We start from the raw sequence: 15,899 nt of genomic DNA, 5'->3' as shown, positions 1-15,899 counted from the left end.
TTCATGCAAATGTGATCCTCGGAATATGGGCCTTGGTTTTGCCAATTTATTATTATGGTTTTGTGCTGGCTAGTTTATGAATCATTCCATTAAAAATCAGTCCGTGAAAAGGAAGTACAGCATACCAATATAATCGACCTAATAAGCCCAGGGGTCTAAAGGTGGCTGTTTGTATCAGTATGTCATTTTTGTCAATGATAAATTCCAGCCAGGCTTCGCCCGGCAGTTTCATTTCGGCATACAACAGCAGTCGTTTTTCATGTTTATCAGCTAGCAGCACCCGCCAAAAATCAAGCGCATCACCTGAGGCTATTTCTGTATCACTTTTCCTGCCTCTTCGCATACCCACGCCACCCATCATCTGATCTATAAACCCTCTGATTTCCCAAAGCCAGTTGCCATAATACCAGCCGGTTTTTCCACCAATGGCCCATATTTTTTCAAGCGTAGCATGGCTGTTTTCAACCTTAATCGAACGAATATCTTTATAACACCCATTGACAGGCACTTCAATAAATTTTGAAAGACCCTTACTGAAGATATTACTTGTTTGTGCATCCTTCCAACTGGAGACCACTTGGTTTTGTTCTATTTTGCCAAAAGCAAGTTTTATTGAAGCGTCATAATCAATCAGTTTAATACCCAGCAGTGCAGCTAAATTATTGGGTGTGCAGGTCACTTCAATTTTCATGCTGTTTACCAAATTTTTTGCAAGCGCAAAGGAGGTAGCAGTTACAAAATACAACCAGTAGGACGATATTTTGGGAGTCATGACCGGCACGATCACGATGCGCCGCTTCAAGCCCCGTATTTTGGCAAATCGCAAAAGCATGTCTTTGTAACTTAGTATATCGGGACCACCAATATCGTAACTGTTATTGTATGTTTCGGTTTTACCAATGACACCAATTAAAAATTCTACTACGTTACGAATAGCAATGGGTTGACATTTTGTTTTTAGCCAACGCGGTGCAATCATAAAAGGTAATTTCTCCACTAAATCACGAATGATTTCAAAGGAAGCACTTCCTGATCCTACTATGATGCCGGCCTTTAAAGTGGTGAGGGCAAAATCAGAACCTGATAAAACGGTTTCCACATGCTTTCGCGATGACAAATGTTTTGATAATTCGTCAGCGTTGCTGATCCCACTGAGGTAAATAACCTGTTTGACATTTGTCTGTTCAATGCGATTTTTAAAATTAGTGGCACATATTTCCTCCATGTTTTCAAAGTCCCCGATTTGCGTTGACATAGAGTGGATGAGGTAATATGCTACATCGATATCATTGGGAATATACTGTAAGCTCTCCTTGTTTAAAAAATCTACCTCTATGACGGAGAGCTTGGAGGTTAAATAATTTTTCTTATTAAATCTGATTTTATCTCTGACACAACATATTACCTCGTGCCCGTTTTCCAACAAAACAGGCAATAATCTTTGTGCAATGTATCCGGTGACCCCCGTAAGTAAAATTTTCATAAAAATATTTTTTTCAATCCCTTTTTTCTAAATCAATAATTCTGTAATCAAATTTTTATGGAAGTTGATTTATGATTAAACTGGTGTAATAGCAAGTGCGCCCAACCTCCTCCGTGATGTTTGAAAATATTTGAACTCTTTAACATTCCTAAATTCTTTCATTCAATTTAGTTTTAAATAATAAAATGGCACCATTGATTTTATACTTTTAAAGTAGATATTCCACCATCTACGTGCATAATCTGTCCGGTGATCCACCCAGCTTTTGATGAAAGTAAAAATTCCACCATGTTGACGATATCCTCCGTAGTGCCGATTCTTTTTAGCGGGTGGCGCTGATCATTATATTCTCTTTTCTTATCACTATTTAATAATGACGCTGCCATTGGAGTGTCGGTGAGTGAGGGGCTATACAATTTACTCTGATACGGGGAGCATATTCAGCTGCCAATGCTTTTGTCAGACCTTCGATCGCGCCTTTGGATGCAGACACTTGTGAATGAAACTGCAAACCGGTTTGGACTGCAAAGGTGGAGAATAATATAATGGCTGCATTATCACTGATTTTTAATTTTGGTGCAACCGCTTGTATGACCTTAATGGCTCCTACGACTTGCAGTTGGTAGTCATTTAAAAAATCAGCAGGTTTAATTCTTTCAAATGGTCGCAGGTTGATGCTGCCGGGGCAGTAAATAAGACCGTTTAAGGTATCGGGTAAAAAATCAAGCACCATGCTTTCAGCTAACACATTTAATGGGTAATAATGAAGAAGCGGATTGTCAGCATGGATTTCATTTTTATGATAAGTTCCATACACCTGATGACCGTCATCTGCCAATTTCAAAGCAAGTGCTTTACCTATTCCTGAAGATGCACCGATGATTAAATAGTTAGACATGTAGTATGTACCTTGTATAGTTCATCAGCTGCAACAAATAAATGGCTGTTTTGTTAATTAATTATCTTCATTCGTAAAATATACCCAATCCCAATCTGGAATAAAGGTTTGGATCATATAGTTGCAACTAACTGATTATTAACTACATATAAAGAAGGATGGGGCAATATTGCGCAATACTCTCCGTATTAAATCGACTGGAGTTTTGGCATCATGTTGGAGGAGTGTTAGTATTTATTAATTTTTTGATTTATTCTAACTCTGTTTTTTTAACGATATGAATTCCGCCGATGCTGTATGCTACATATATAGGAATAGGGGTACCATTTAGATAAAAATTACCTTTTTGGAAAGGTGTAATTCTATTGTCAATGAGAAAGAAATAGTCCTCCCTATTGGTCAGTATGTCTACATTGTCATCAGCGAGTTCAATAAAGTCAACATAGTCAACTAAACCAAGTTTGTTTAGTTCGGGTATGGTTATTTTTTGTCCATTTATTTCGCAAAAGAGTTTCTCTCCCAATCCTGGCATTCCATACCAGGGCATTACTTGTCCACCTTTTAATGAAATGATAGAAGTATTGCCTGTGAACAGAAAGTTTTTGACTTTGAAAGTTTCAAAAATCGGGGGCAAGGATTTTTTGGGAAATGGTTCTTCAGCTTTCCAAAAAAACATAACCTTATTTAACCAATCCTGATCGTCTGGGTCTTCACAAACCAGGTGGTCCGTCCAGTAGTGCATATACAGCTGGCTTGCCCGGAGCAGGATAGTTGATTTATCAATTTTTGTTTGTTGCAAAGGTGTGAGCGGTCTGATTATTCTATAGGCATCATTATTCCCAGTCGAAATAAACGTGTCACCTGTCTCTAATTGCTCCTTTTTGATTTCTGTCGGGTGTGGTACATTTTCATCCTTTTTCTTCTTCCCAAAGAGGTTGTCAAACAGTCCCATAATTTATAGTTGTACAGTGGTAATCAGTATCCCGAAGTTTGTTATGATTAAGATCACCCATGCAGGCAATGCTCATTCGATAAATTGAACAACTTCATTTTCAAACAGGCTCCCATAGTTCGATCTTATTGCCCTGGGTGTCCATGATATGTACAAATTTGCCATAGTCGTAAGTCACTATATCCTCCAGTATGGTTACGCCGTTTTCTTTGAGCTTGTCTAGCAGTCCTTCTATATTCTGCACCCGGTAATTAATCATAAACTCCTTTTTTGAAGGAGCGAAATAGTCACTGCCTGTTTTAAAAGGGCTCCACTGAAGCGTGTTTATCTCTTCAGGTTTGTCGATATTTCGGGAATCAAAACTCGAGGCACCCCATTCATTGATTTCAAGTCCCAGATTTTTGCTATACCAGTCTTTCGTTTCCTGCGGATTGTCGGTAAAAAGAAAATGCCACCAATGTCTGTCACCTTTGGGGTAGAGTCAGCAGGTGGAGTATCGTGGTCAGAGGTGTTATTTTGTTTTTCCATAATGAAAAGTTTTTAGTCATCGACTCACTAAAAGTAAGCAGAAGGGGGAGGAGATCAAAATTATTTTGTGGTCTTAGCGCCTATCTGCTCACCGAGCTTTTCAAATTCAATATCGTTTGGCTCCCATAATTCAATTTTGTTGCCCTCCGGGTCTAAGATATGGACAAATTTGCCATATTCATATGATTAAATGGTGTCAACCACGGTTACTCCGCTTTTTTTTCAGTTCTTCTATCAGGGTTTCTACGTTTTCAATCCTGTAATTAATCATAAAGTCTTTGGTGGACGGTTCAAAATACCTGGTTTTTTCGTTAAAAGGACTCCATTGAGTAAAGCCTTTTTTGGAAGTGTCACTGCCTTGTCTCCACTCGAAAACGGCCCCATACTCATTCGTATTGAGCCCAAGATGGGCTGCATACCAGGCGCGCATAGCTTTTGGATCTTTGCACTTAAAGAATATACCTCCGATGCCGGTTACTTTTTTTATTGATTGCTGACTATTAACACTTTTCGTGGTGATTGATTTAAATGCGAAGCCAAGCACGAAGGTCACCGCAAAAGCAAAAAATAATAATATTATCTTTTTCATGGTAAGTAAGATATTGTTTTTGTGAGTATGGTCATTTTCGTTTAAAAAAACGTTTTTGGAAATTATTCAGCGGTGAATAGTACTTTGTCCCTTTTGCATTTTATTAAAGCAACTACCTTTCCAAGGGAGTCTCTATGTACTTTTGAGTTTTCGTTGTCTTTATGCTGTATATAAAAATCCGCAGAAAAAAAGCGCAGGTCACTCCAATTTAGTCTTTCAGTATAAGAGTATCACTAATTAGTTTTAGGCTGACTATCATGGTGGAGTCAAATTTAATTATTTCACTAATTTTGTTTTGATTTGTTTATAAAAGATCAATCGGCATTAATTCCATTTTGCTTTTGTATTAAATCCTCTTGAAAAGTGAATGTCATTAAAAAACAAACATATTCCTCTGGAATTTCAAAGTGTAAGCCTTCTGGTCTATTCGTTAATTTAAGAATCATTACCATTTGAACTTAATTTTATTCCTCTTACAATAAGCCAAATACAGAATATCCATTCTCCGATTGCACTCGGAATAATAATAGCAGGATAAATATACTTTACAAGTAATGGGAATTGGAACCAAACAATACTATTCAATATATAACATATACCTCCAATAAAAAGCAGTACTCCTAAATACCTTGGAAATATTTCAGCTATATAAAGCAAATATCCAAGAAGTAGGAGATGGATTCCAAAAAATAAAAGGCAAATATTATAACCCCTCCATGCATTTTGATCGAAAACAAGGCGAATGCATCAAGTTGGTCTGTATTAAAAGCATTTAAGTAATCCTGGTTGCTTAAGAATGATATGGCAGCATAATGGCTCAAGGCTGTGATTGACAGGATGGTGATACTTGTCAATCTAAATGCAAAAGACAATAAAGATAAATTCTTGCTTGTGTCATTCAACAATATATAAAGAATGGTCGCCACACCCACATCGCAGACAAGCATGAGTAACTCACTGATAAAACCGAATCTATACCAGTACTCAGAAGCAAGAATGTTTTTTGCAGTAACATGGGCATTTCCGTAATCAACTAAATGGTCTCGAACAAAGATTTGAGCAATTAATCCAAAAATTACAATAAGTAAATAAAGGATACCTGCCGTCCTTGCAAGCTTAATTTTTGATTTCATATTAATTTATACTGACAACGCGATACCTAAACCGATATTTTCGGGAATGGTCAGACCCCGAACTGTTAAACAACACCATTATGGGGTATAACCGATTGTTTTCATTTTTCATCATTTTATTAGCAATAAATTTAATAATTTTTTATCATAAAAGAATTGCTTTATTAAAAGTAACTTGAGCAATATCTTCACCTATTATTTTCTTAATTGTGTCTCAACAATTACATATCCTTTCTCGCTAAAAGTATATTCAGCCTTTGGAACAGTTTGCCGACTTCAATTTTTATATTTTTCTAAATATCCACTTGCGGTACATCGTTTTGCAGTTAGCCGTAGGTGATGATTTCGAAGTATTTTACTTTAATTTAGACCTACTTTGATAAAAGCACTAAGCTTGATTTAACCACCGAATAGCCGCTTTTAGACAGGTGCTGTAATGTGTTCGTCCTGCTGTGTCAATCCCATCATTCAGCGGCTTATTTCACACCCTCAATTAGAAGAGCGCTGGAGTCCATCAGGATATTTCCATCAGGATATTTTTGATCCAAAAGATGATACACTTCTTTCCTGATATTTTCTTTTATGTCATCCTCTGCATTATTAAGCGCTAACACAACGAGCGTAATGACTTCCGTCATCATGTCCCAATAGATATCAGCTGTTTTGAAGTGCATTTTAGCGGTGATTTCTTTTTGCTTAATATTTTTCAACCCTGCTTGTAAAAATAAATCTGAGATTAAGCCTTCTTTGGCACAACGAAACATGCCCGGAGCACCTGGCAGTGGTGCAAGCAAATCCATATGTCTGCTGATGGTTCCCAAAATGGCGGTAATCCAAAATTTTTTTCATGCACATTCCAAACCGAAGTAGCGATTTTTCTGCCGGGTTTGAGTACGCGAACCATTTCTTTTGCTGCTAACAGCATGTCCGGGAAAAACATAAAACCCAAACGACAGCTTATGGCATCAAAGGTATTGTCCGCAAAAGGAAGTGCACACACATCGCAGACCCGGGTTTCAATATTTTTAATATCCCTTTTCATTGCATTTTCACGGGCTATTTCAAGCATGTCTTCCGAAAGGTCTGTAATAACCACTTTACCTGCTGTTAACATTGTTGCAATGGTCAAACCGGGTTCTCCCGTTCCGGCTGCAATGTCTAACACTACCTCAGCGCCCCTGGGATTAATACTACGAATGATTTCATCACCCATTGGTTTTAATAAATCCATATTCAGGTCATCCCATTTTTTCCAGCTGGGAGAAAATTTATTCCAGGTGGCTCTTTGTTGGTCCCGGATTTCTTCCAGTGGCAGGCTCATTTGTTTTAGTTTAAAAATTTAATCTGATGTACTACGGATTGGAGTTTGCAGTACGCCTATTCATGACATGTCATTAGGAATATTGAAAACTTTTTATTCAATATACTGCGCTCGGCGTAATCATTTTCCAGTTATTTCACACTTTTTGAAAATTAAGTCTAAAACTTTAGGGAACCGAAATGTCCTACACGATAAAGTATTCTGCTGTCCACAGCTTATCACAGAGACGCTGTACAAGTCTTTGTCTTTCAACGATATCGTCTTTCTTGAAATCTAGATGTGATTTAAAACCTAATTGTTGAATGATTTCAGATTTTAAAAAATTAGGATTCTTAGAATAATAGTCTTCGTTCAAGGTCTGCACATATGTGTTTTCTTTAATATAATGTTCCAACTTATCTTTATATCTGTCTTTGTTAAAGGATTGGTTGGTACCCTGAGGCAAAAGAATTAATGCGCCAATTGAATTACGCCATTCTTGAAAGTCTCCTCTTTGGTCAAATTCCTCTAAATGTTCCTCAAACATATCAGCCCAAATATGTTCTATTTCAAATTGCTTTCCATTTGGATGATGATAAGTCACATAACTGGTATCCTTACCTACTAAACTGTCAACATAGCTTGAAATCCTGGAAAGTAAATGTTTTACAAACTTCCTGTTCATCCCTCTTAGCCTAAATCTTAAAACACCCTCCCAGTTTTCTGCCATATGCAAAACTTCATTTGACAAATGCGAGCCAAGTACTTTCAAATCATTATCTCTAATAAGCTTAATCACATTGAACATTGTGTATTTAATTGCTGTCTGACCAAATTTTCGGTAGTTCACCTGCGTCTTACCGTAAATGTTTCGATATATCGGGCAACAAAATCTAGCTTTTTCCTAATGGTTATTTCATCATCGCCAAAGTTTATTGATGAGAGCAATAAAGGTTCTTGAAGCGATTCTGCAATTCCCCAATGATGGATATAATTCAAATGTGGATTTGCTGAATTATATGTGGTTTGACTTTTCCAACTTTCAATATACCATTTTACAAAAAACGGAAACTGATTTTTAAACGAATAAAACTCATCTGATAGAGTGAGTTTGAATAATGATTTGTGATTGTCTTTAAACCAATTATGAAAACGAGAACCGATTAATTCAAAATCTTGATTCTCTGAACCTGCTTTACCCGGACGAATACTAACAGCGTACTTACTCCTAAACCACGCCTGAAAGAAGCTTTGGTCTGCTGTCTCTCCATATTCATGCAGCCTTTGGATTTCATCTTTCCAAAGATCATTGATTTCGGTTCTTTTATTTTTATCACTGATTTTCGAAAGGATATAACCTTTCAACATTTCTGTTGGGGTCAGATTTAATCCTCTGTCGTTCATAGTTTCAAATATGGTATAGGCATTCTCGTCTGAATAGGCAATGATTTCGACAATTATAACATTCTCTACAAACCAATCAATAAAAAAAGGTAGTGCCTGTTCGTTTATTTCATCAGGAAAAGATGCGTCAATATCTTCATAACGTTCCATCATGTTACGAACTGTTTCATCATCTCCATCTTTGGACTCATATTCACCAACTTCAAAAAGTGCTTTCAGACATTCCTCACGGGCTTCATCACTCATGTTGAATGATTTTTCGCCATACTTTTCAGAAAATATTAACTCAGTGATGTTTACTTTTGCGGACTGTCTTTTTGCAAATGATTTAAGTAAATGAGCAAAAGTGTTATGGATGTAATACGCTGCTGTCCGTCAATAATGGATTTCTTCCCACTTTCTGTATTTACACTGAAAACAACAGGACCTAAGTAATAGCTTTGATAGTTGGCAACTTCTGACCGCTTATCGTCTTCTTTGTAAGATTTTAGAAAAGTTGTCGTTAAGTCTTCAATTAAAAGTTTTATGTGTTTTTCTTGCCACGGGTATTCACGTTGAAAATAGTCAATTGTGAATTTCTGGTCTTTCAGAATTTCACTAATACTTCTATCGTCAGCATCAATTTTGTGATTTAATTTTTGGCTCATTCTTAATTTTTGGATTTACTTATTATTCAATACTGCTAAAATTGTTTTGAAGCTTTCTAACCCTGCTTCCAAATTCTCAATGATTTCTGCAGCTAACACATCAGGGTCGGGTAGATTATCAAGGTCAGCCAAGGAGTTATCTTTTAACCAAGAGATATCTAATGAAGTCTTATCTCTGGTAATAATGTGATCATATTCAAACTTCCTCCAGCGTCCTTCGGGATTTGATTCTGACCAGGTTTCTTTCCGCTTATGTCTGTTTTTTGGATTGTAGCAGGTGATAAAATCACGTAGGCTCTCAACATTCAATGGATTCTTTTTTAGAGTATGATGAATATTAGTTCGGTAATCATAAACCCAAATTTCCTTAGTCCAAGCATTTTTGCTGGCTGGCTTACCATCAAAGAACAATACATTTGCTTTTACGCCATTAGCATAAAATATGCCGGTGGGTAATCTCAGTATTGTATGTAAATCGGTTTTTGCAAAAGAGCAAGCCTCACTTTTTCACTTAACACCGCCTTCAAACAACACATTATCTGGTAAAACAACGGCTGCTTTTCCTGTTGTTTTGAGCATAGACATGATATGTTGTAAGAAATTGAGTTGTTTATTACTGGTGGTTACTATAAAATCCTGGCGGTTGTAAACTAAATCGTCTTTTTCTTCTTCACCGTCTTCATTGGTAATGGTCATGCTGCTTTTCTTACCAAATGGCGGATTAGCCAACACATAATCAAAAGTCGTTTTAGGAGTTGAAAGCAAAGCATCTTCCGAAGAAATAAAACTTTCCTTTGCACTGATGTCGCCAATGCCATGTAGGAAAAGATTCATCAAGCAAAGCCTTCTTGTATTGGCTACTATCTCAAGTTTCCGTAAAAGTACTTGATTTTAGAAATTCTCTCTCTGATTTATCTAAATCCTGACTAGCCAAAAAGTCATAGGCACCTAAAAAGAAACCGCCTGTTCCACATGCGGGGTCGGCAATCGTTTTCTTAGGTTCAGGTCTCACACATTCTACCATGGCAGATATCAATTCTCTTGGTGTGAAATATTGACCTGCTCCGCTCTTGGTATCTTCTGCATTCTTTTTCGAGAATCCTTCGTAAATATCCCCTTGTCCTTTACACCCCATGCCTACCCAATTTTCAGCATCAATCAGCTGAATGAGTTTATACAGTTTGGCAGGGTCTTGAATTTTGTTTTGGCTATAGTGAATATCTGTCCAAGCATTTCCCCTTTTCCCGTCCCAGTGACTTAAGAATTTTATTGTATTGCTTTTCTAAGTCATCACCACTTTCTTTGATTAAACTTTCCCATCCTAGTTCTTTAGGTATAGCAATGTCTTTTCGATTAAGTGGCGGCTCTGAATATTCTTTGGCCATTTTGAGAGGAAGAGCAAATAAGTTAACTGCTCCAAATAATCTCCATAACTCACTCCATCATCACGAAGAGTGTTACAGAAATTCCAAATCTTTTGAACTATCGTGCTTGACATATTTTTCACTATCCGGCATTATCCGGCAATTGGTTGATTATTAATTATATTGAAATTCAATCGCTTACAGCTTTTTCCACAGGTCATCTGGCAAAGTCCGGCATTTTGACTTTTGTAGTATCGACTATAGCTATCCGCCAAAATCCGGCAACTATCTAAATTTAGATTCTTATCTAAATCGCTGTATTTCAATGATGTTTCTTTCTCTATCACCAGCTTATCCGGCAAAATCCGGCAAATTTTTTGTTTGTTTTTGAGTATCGGGTTTGAGGGCCATCTCCAATTTTCCTAAGCCATCCACCCTCGGTCAACTTTTGAAGGTCCATTCTTGCCGTTCTTTCTTTGATATCACCCATAAAGAATTCCGTATAATCCTCGCTGGAAAAAGCATTGTCTGGAGCCATTTCATTAATGAACCGAGTCATCCTTTCATTTAATTTGATTTCCTCTTTTACACCATACATGGTAAGTTTGGTGTATCCGCTTTGAAATGTCCATTCGGGTGATTTCAAGCCTAATTCATCAAACTCCTTCATTATAAGTGAAAGCCCACGACCAAGTTTCTCCATTTTGCCTCTTAAGAAAAACATATGGGCAATGGTTGGATTTCTGAGTACGGAATGATGGGTTTCTATTTTGTTCTTCCCTTTGATGATGTCGTCGGGAATTTCACCCGAATTGATGATTTCGATTTTGTCCTTATGGATGTTGATAATGATTTCACCTGACATATCACCATAGTCACGGTGAACCATTGCATTGACAATCGCTTCTTCCAGTGCTGCGAAAGGATATTTTTCTACGGTCTGTCCTGGTAGGACTGTCTGCATGAAATTCACTTAAAATCGGATTGTTTTTTCTGAAGTAGTCCATCACTTTACTAAAAGAAACAAAAAGATTGTCTTCTATTATCTCAATATCAGAATAACGGTTTCCGGTAACACCTTCAGGCATTTGGGTAATTCGAGATTCTGCTCTGGGTAAAAAACTTGGTTGGCTCGTTACCATATAAAATGACCGCCCCATTTTTTACCGAGGTGTAGTCAAGTAGTTGAAAGTAGCTTAAAAAAATCCCTGGACTTTCAGGTAATGATTTTGTTTTACCCAAGATTTTTGCTAGATGGATGGTAGAGATAATTTCACTCTCCATCAAATCGTTGTATGAAGCTTCAACTGTGGTGAGTTTTTCCCAGCTAGATGTGTATTGATTGGACGACCTTAAAATCAAACTCACATCATCCGGACCGGCTTCCAGGGTCTGATTGCCTTTGCGTATATAGCATTTATTCGAAAAAGAATATGGCTGCCGCGAACCTTCCAAAACATTCAACAACACGACTGATTTTCCATCCAAGGATTCAAGTTGAATATAGATTAGTGGTTGGGGAAAAATTTGCTCTAAAGCCGTTTGTTTAGGTTGATTTACCCTGGTTTCAATAATCATCCGGCAGGCCAATTAATTCCTTTTCATTGTGTTTACAATTATCCAACCGCCATTCGTATTCAGAAAAGCACAAATAGTTTTCAGGATGGCTTCTACATTCAAACTGCTTTTAAACTCTAGCGAATGGTGCTCTTGCTGTTTGATGAGCTCTTTTATAAATGTTACTGCACTCATTTTGCTTTGCCTTTAGAATTTTCAATTAATTTTTTAATCCGTTCCGGATATTTGAACTGGCTTTCGAGATGCATCCTGATGTCGTCATAGCTGATATACTCCTGAACCCAATTCCCAATCCGTTTGGATGCCGGTTTTTCTTTGTCTTTAATGGCTTCATCGTACATACGGATGCACCGGGTATCCATTACCTTGTTCTCAAAAGAGATGCGGTCGAAATCCATTCGTTTGGCAGTAGAATCTTCTACCACAAAAGAATCTCTAAAAGAGACCGGGTGAAAACTACACGATAATCAGCCAATACAAAACGGGGTATATCTCTTTGGTAAGCTGTGTCGAACTCAAAATGTGTAATGGACTTGCCCTCCTTTATCCAAAACACCTGAGCCATAATCCGGGCGGATAAAACCCAAAAATACATCACATTCATTTACCAGCATTGATACAGTTATCAAGATTAGATTTTGAACTGTCTAATGGTATGTGCCTATATGCGACATACATACATCATATCCGTATGAATCGAGCAGTTCATACACCTGCCTCAATACGTACTCGAAATTATAGACTGTTGAAGCCACGAATACTTTGATATGATTTCTTTTTGCTATCATAGTTCGGCTTTTGCTTTCATTTGTTTTTTCTCATTTTTTTCTTTCACTTTCTTTATAGGCTTACTCTTTTCCCTCTCATCCTTTATCCTTTTCAACAATAAACTAGCGGGTTCATCGTCGGGGTCTTGCTCAACCAACTTTCCTTCAAATGCCTTTTGGAGTAAACTCTGGCGTAATGAATTCGAAGCTTGAAGGCTTTGGTTTATTGTTTCTTCGATTTTATCGCAAACAGTAAGTTTGCTCTCTAAATTGTCTACGATGAGTTGTTGTTCTATTTCGTTAGGTAAATCAATTTGCAATTCTCTAACTTTTTGTATCCCAAAGCTGCCTGAGTAGTCGCGCTCATTCCTGCTTTAAAAGCTTTTTCAATTTGATTTGACTGAAAGAAATAATACAAATAAGTGGAATTAACTTTGAGGTTGTATTAATACGATATTGTAGATAAACTGTAGTTTTGGGGAAGTACAATTCTTACAGGTTTTCCAATTGTTCCAATTTTACCAATTACACAAAATCACCTTTTTGGAGTGTATATCGTCTCAAATGTTCAGTTAATACATTAGGAGAAACTTTTCTAGCATTTGTAAAGTCAATTTTATCTAACTCGAATCAAAATCCTTGATGCTTACATAAGCAATACCATTTGGCACTATTGGAGGGGTTCTATGGCTTGGTTGCGGGTCAACAGCATTTGCAACTTCACATAGTTTTGTCTTTTCCCATTCTCCTTTATTTTTGATAAGTTTACCATCAAAAGCATGTTTCAAAATAGACTGCCTATAAACCTTTAACTGCTCCAAAGAAGTTTGTAATTGCTCTTTGCCCTTTTCCAGATCGCTCAGCAATTCATCCAATTTCAGAACAATTCGGTTTTGTTCGTTGAGTGGTGCAAGTGGTATTTCTATATCTCTTACAATTGTTAGATTTACCCTTGCTCGGGTTGTGCCTTTTGTAATTCTTTTAAATTGGTCTTGAATAATTTTACTGTTAATTGCATAAACCAAATAATCCGTACTGACTATGATATTACTTGGTCTCACCCTCATAAGGTCAGCCACAATTATTCCAAATGGATATTTTGCAGGAACTTTGCAACATAGTCCGAGCGGTTCACCAAGCTTTGTAATTATAATATCACTAAATTTGAATGAATGTCTTTTTATTTGCTCAGCCTTTTGTGGAGTAACAAACTGAATATTCTTGTCTAAAAAATAACCAGCCTTAATATTTTGGATTCTAAATACAGGAACACCTTCATCACGATATTCATTTTGCTTACCATATCACTCAATTTGGCAATTATCCAATTACTCGGTAAATCTATATTAGTTAGTTCTGTCATCTTAAGCTGCTAAAGCCTCATTTAATTCGTTAATAATTTCATCCGTTTGGTCTCCAAAAAGGTTCCACATTTTAGTTAAACCTCCATTAGCAATAAAGGGGCTCAGGTCAAAATCATCCCGGTCAATATGAAAACTGTTGGCTACATAATCTTTAATCATTCTTAGCCATTGCATTTGTTCTTCGGTAAACTTTAATGTTTCGGCTTGTTTTCTAAAAACCCAATCCTGAACGTTTTTATCTACGGTTTTGTCAAAGGCAGTAAGGTTTGCTTCAATGCCGTTAACCTTGCGTATCACAGAAAGTATGGCAATCAGTTCATTTGAAGTTGAATCATTTCTTTCTGCCAAATTCATCACTTCCCAATGCCTTGGCAGCAATCCATCTGCAACTTGTACAAGCGGACTTAATACGGACTTAGTACGGTTTTTATGTAGAGTTAGTTCTATCATTTTTCTAATGAAGCAATAAGTATCTGATAATCAACAATTTGAGTTTTTTGTCGTTTTTCTAATGAAGCAAGAACGTAATACATCCTACAAAGTGCAAATAATGGATGTCGTTTTTCTAATGAAGCAATAAGTAACTGATAATCAATTGAATGCATTGGATATCGGTTTTCTAATGAAAAAAAAATTATGCCCATTAAGGGACATATTCTGCAAATTTGGTTGAATTTGTCAGGGTCTTTCCAGTTTGATTTTTCGGCAGCTAATGTGTTCTTGTTGACCAACGACACTTGAGGCCTTTGTCTTTCACTCATCTTAAACCGTTCTCGTAGTGAGGCATTATTCATTGCCCTGCTCAGATATGTATTGAATAATGCTGTGTTGGTACCAAGCTTCTATACGCTCATTTTCTGAAAGCTTGGAAGAAAGGTTTTAGGCATATATAATAGCCTAAATGCATTCCTCTTCTAATTCTTCCACTTTTAATGGAGGGAAGTCCAAAAAGCTCAATAGCTGTAATTATTTTGTAAACCCAGATCACGTTCCTCGCATATTCCCCAAATCTCCTAAAGGAAGAAGCCAAAAATTTCATTTCTACTTTCTCTAGGGAATAGTACCAATTATTCTGTCTAATTGTTTTGAAGGAAGTAATTTACCAGGATTTGTTATAGTTAACCTATCATCAAAAAATTTCAATTAATGGACCTGCTCCCTTTATTGTAAAATCTTGATGTATAAGTGCATTTGCAAATAGCTCTCTTAATGCGATTTCAGGAAAAACTGACTGTTCAGCTCGAAAGGCAGACTTGATTATTTCACTACCGGGTAGCATTTGTCCCAACACAAAAGTTATAAGTCCCTCAAAGCCTATGGCATATCCTTTAGGACCAGGAAATTCTCGGATAGTCTCCGTTTTATTTAAACCCTTATAACGTATTACTCTGATTGCGTTTTCTCGACAAACTGTCAAATCATTCAGGTTTAATGCGCAGCCAAAGTCTAAATTTTATAGTAATATAAAAACCAGCGCTTTGATCTACTAAATTCGTTCATTTTTTAAAACATAAATAATTTCAGGCACGGTTGAAGGAACTGGCTTTTTTAGCAAATCAAACAGTTCTCTATAACCCAAGTATGATAAGACTTGTGTTTCATTCAATAATTTGGTGGCATGAAGTTCTTCAAAATTTGGGGTTTTGCTATTTAGCATTAATCCCTATATCCCATGCAGCTGAGGAATTTGCAGCCTCCAGACCGCAAAAATAAAATAAACAATCTTCAATGGTTTTATTTTTAAGGGTAACTAGTTTTATCGAGCTTTCTTTGATATAAATGGTGAGTGCTGACATCCCTTTATATTCTTCAATACTATGATCTGCACATAAGCTACACCAGTCTCTAAGCTATCTCTTCCAACAGAGCTTAATTGTTCAATAATTTTGTTC

At 36.8% G+C, this 15,899-nt stretch carries 13 protein-coding genes and 6 pseudogenes; all 19 read right to left on the bottom strand.

The genetic code is table 11. The features are described 5' to 3' along the window. Positions 1-52 precede the first annotated feature (52 nt). The 19 genes and pseudogenes from IPJ09_14515 to IPJ09_14425 all read right to left on the bottom strand — a co-directional run bounded on the left by IPJ09_14515 (position 53) and on the right by IPJ09_14425 (position 15,803). A complete protein-coding gene (locus IPJ09_14515; protein ID MBK7372620.1) occupies positions 53-1,483 on the bottom strand; it encodes an SDR family oxidoreductase in 1,431 nt (476 codons plus the stop codon). 200 nt (positions 1,484-1,683) lie between these two features. Further along, positions 1,684-2,381: pseudogene (locus tag IPJ09_14510) on the bottom strand (SDR family oxidoreductase). A gap of 250 nt (positions 2,382-2,631) precedes the next feature. After that, on the bottom strand, positions 2,632-3,333 hold the full coding sequence (locus IPJ09_14505) for a hypothetical protein (GenBank protein MBK7372619.1): 702 nt from the start codon (positions 3,331-3,333) through the stop codon (positions 2,632-2,634). Between the two features lie 100 nt (positions 3,334-3,433). Beyond that, positions 3,434-3,861: pseudogene (locus tag IPJ09_14500) on the bottom strand (VOC family protein). A 60-nt stretch (positions 3,862-3,921) separates the two neighbouring features. Then, a pseudogene (locus tag IPJ09_14495) lies at positions 3,922-4,348 on the bottom strand (VOC family protein). A 537-nt stretch (positions 4,349-4,885) separates the two neighbouring features. Then, positions 4,886-5,194, bottom strand: a complete 309-nt coding sequence (locus IPJ09_14490) for a DUF4386 domain-containing protein (GenBank protein MBK7372618.1) — start codon at positions 5,192-5,194, stop codon at positions 4,886-4,888. Further along, complete coding sequence (locus tag IPJ09_14485) at positions 5,095-5,583, bottom strand: DUF4386 domain-containing protein (GenBank protein MBK7372617.1); 489 nt, start codon at positions 5,581-5,583, stop codon at positions 5,095-5,097. Before IPJ09_14485 ends, IPJ09_14490 begins: the two co-directional genes overlap by 100 nt. 476 nt (positions 5,584-6,059) lie before the next feature. Continuing rightward, positions 6,060-6,904 (bottom strand): annotated as a pseudogene (locus IPJ09_14480) (methyltransferase domain-containing protein). A gap of 184 nt (positions 6,905-7,088) precedes the next feature. Beyond that, a pseudogene (locus IPJ09_14475) lies at positions 7,089-8,934 on the bottom strand (DUF262 domain-containing protein). Positions 8,935-8,949: 15 nt separating this feature from the next. After that, a pseudogene (locus IPJ09_14470) lies at positions 8,950-10,432 on the bottom strand (SAM-dependent DNA methyltransferase). Between the two features lie 209 nt (positions 10,433-10,641). Further along, entirely contained in the window at positions 10,642-11,262 is a 621-nt protein-coding gene (locus IPJ09_14465; protein ID MBK7372616.1) for a hypothetical protein, read from the bottom strand. Between the two features lie 116 nt (positions 11,263-11,378). Further along, positions 11,379-11,876, bottom strand: coding sequence for a hypothetical protein (locus IPJ09_14460; protein ID MBK7372615.1), 498 nt, complete (start codon positions 11,874-11,876; stop codon positions 11,379-11,381). A 12-nt stretch (positions 11,877-11,888) separates the two neighbouring features. Then, positions 11,889-12,050, bottom strand: coding sequence for an ATP-binding protein (locus tag IPJ09_14455; GenBank protein MBK7372614.1), 162 nt, complete (start codon positions 12,048-12,050; stop codon positions 11,889-11,891). After that, positions 12,047-12,301, bottom strand: coding sequence for a hypothetical protein (locus IPJ09_14450; protein MBK7372613.1), 255 nt, complete (start codon positions 12,299-12,301; stop codon positions 12,047-12,049). Before IPJ09_14450 ends, IPJ09_14455 begins: the two co-directional genes overlap by 4 nt. A gap of 359 nt (positions 12,302-12,660) precedes the next feature. Continuing rightward, complete coding sequence (locus IPJ09_14445) at positions 12,661-12,963, bottom strand: hypothetical protein (protein MBK7372612.1); 303 nt, start codon at positions 12,961-12,963, stop codon at positions 12,661-12,663. 300 nt (positions 12,964-13,263) lie between these two features. After that, a complete protein-coding gene (locus IPJ09_14440; GenBank protein MBK7372611.1) occupies positions 13,264-13,899 on the bottom strand; it encodes a restriction endonuclease subunit S in 636 nt (211 codons plus the stop codon). 108 nt (positions 13,900-14,007) lie between these two features. Then, complete coding sequence (locus tag IPJ09_14435; GenBank protein ID MBK7372610.1) at positions 14,008-14,457, bottom strand: hypothetical protein; 450 nt, start codon at positions 14,455-14,457, stop codon at positions 14,008-14,010. Between the two features lie 679 nt (positions 14,458-15,136). Further along, positions 15,137-15,424 (bottom strand): hypothetical protein, encoded by a 288-nt coding sequence (locus IPJ09_14430; protein ID MBK7372609.1) that lies wholly within the window; start codon positions 15,422-15,424, stop codon positions 15,137-15,139. Between the two features lie 229 nt (positions 15,425-15,653). Then, on the bottom strand, positions 15,654-15,803 hold the full coding sequence (locus tag IPJ09_14425) for a hypothetical protein (GenBank protein MBK7372608.1): 150 nt from the start codon (positions 15,801-15,803) through the stop codon (positions 15,654-15,656). Positions 15,804-15,899: the final 96 nt, after the last annotated feature.

The sequence above is a fragment of the Saprospiraceae bacterium genome, from assembly GCA_016709995.1.
GTDB lineage: Bacteria > Bacteroidota > Bacteroidia > Chitinophagales > Saprospiraceae > JADJLQ01.
The sequence above is the reverse complement of the archived record's forward strand: the minus strand, read 5'-3'. Positions and strand labels throughout refer to the sequence as shown.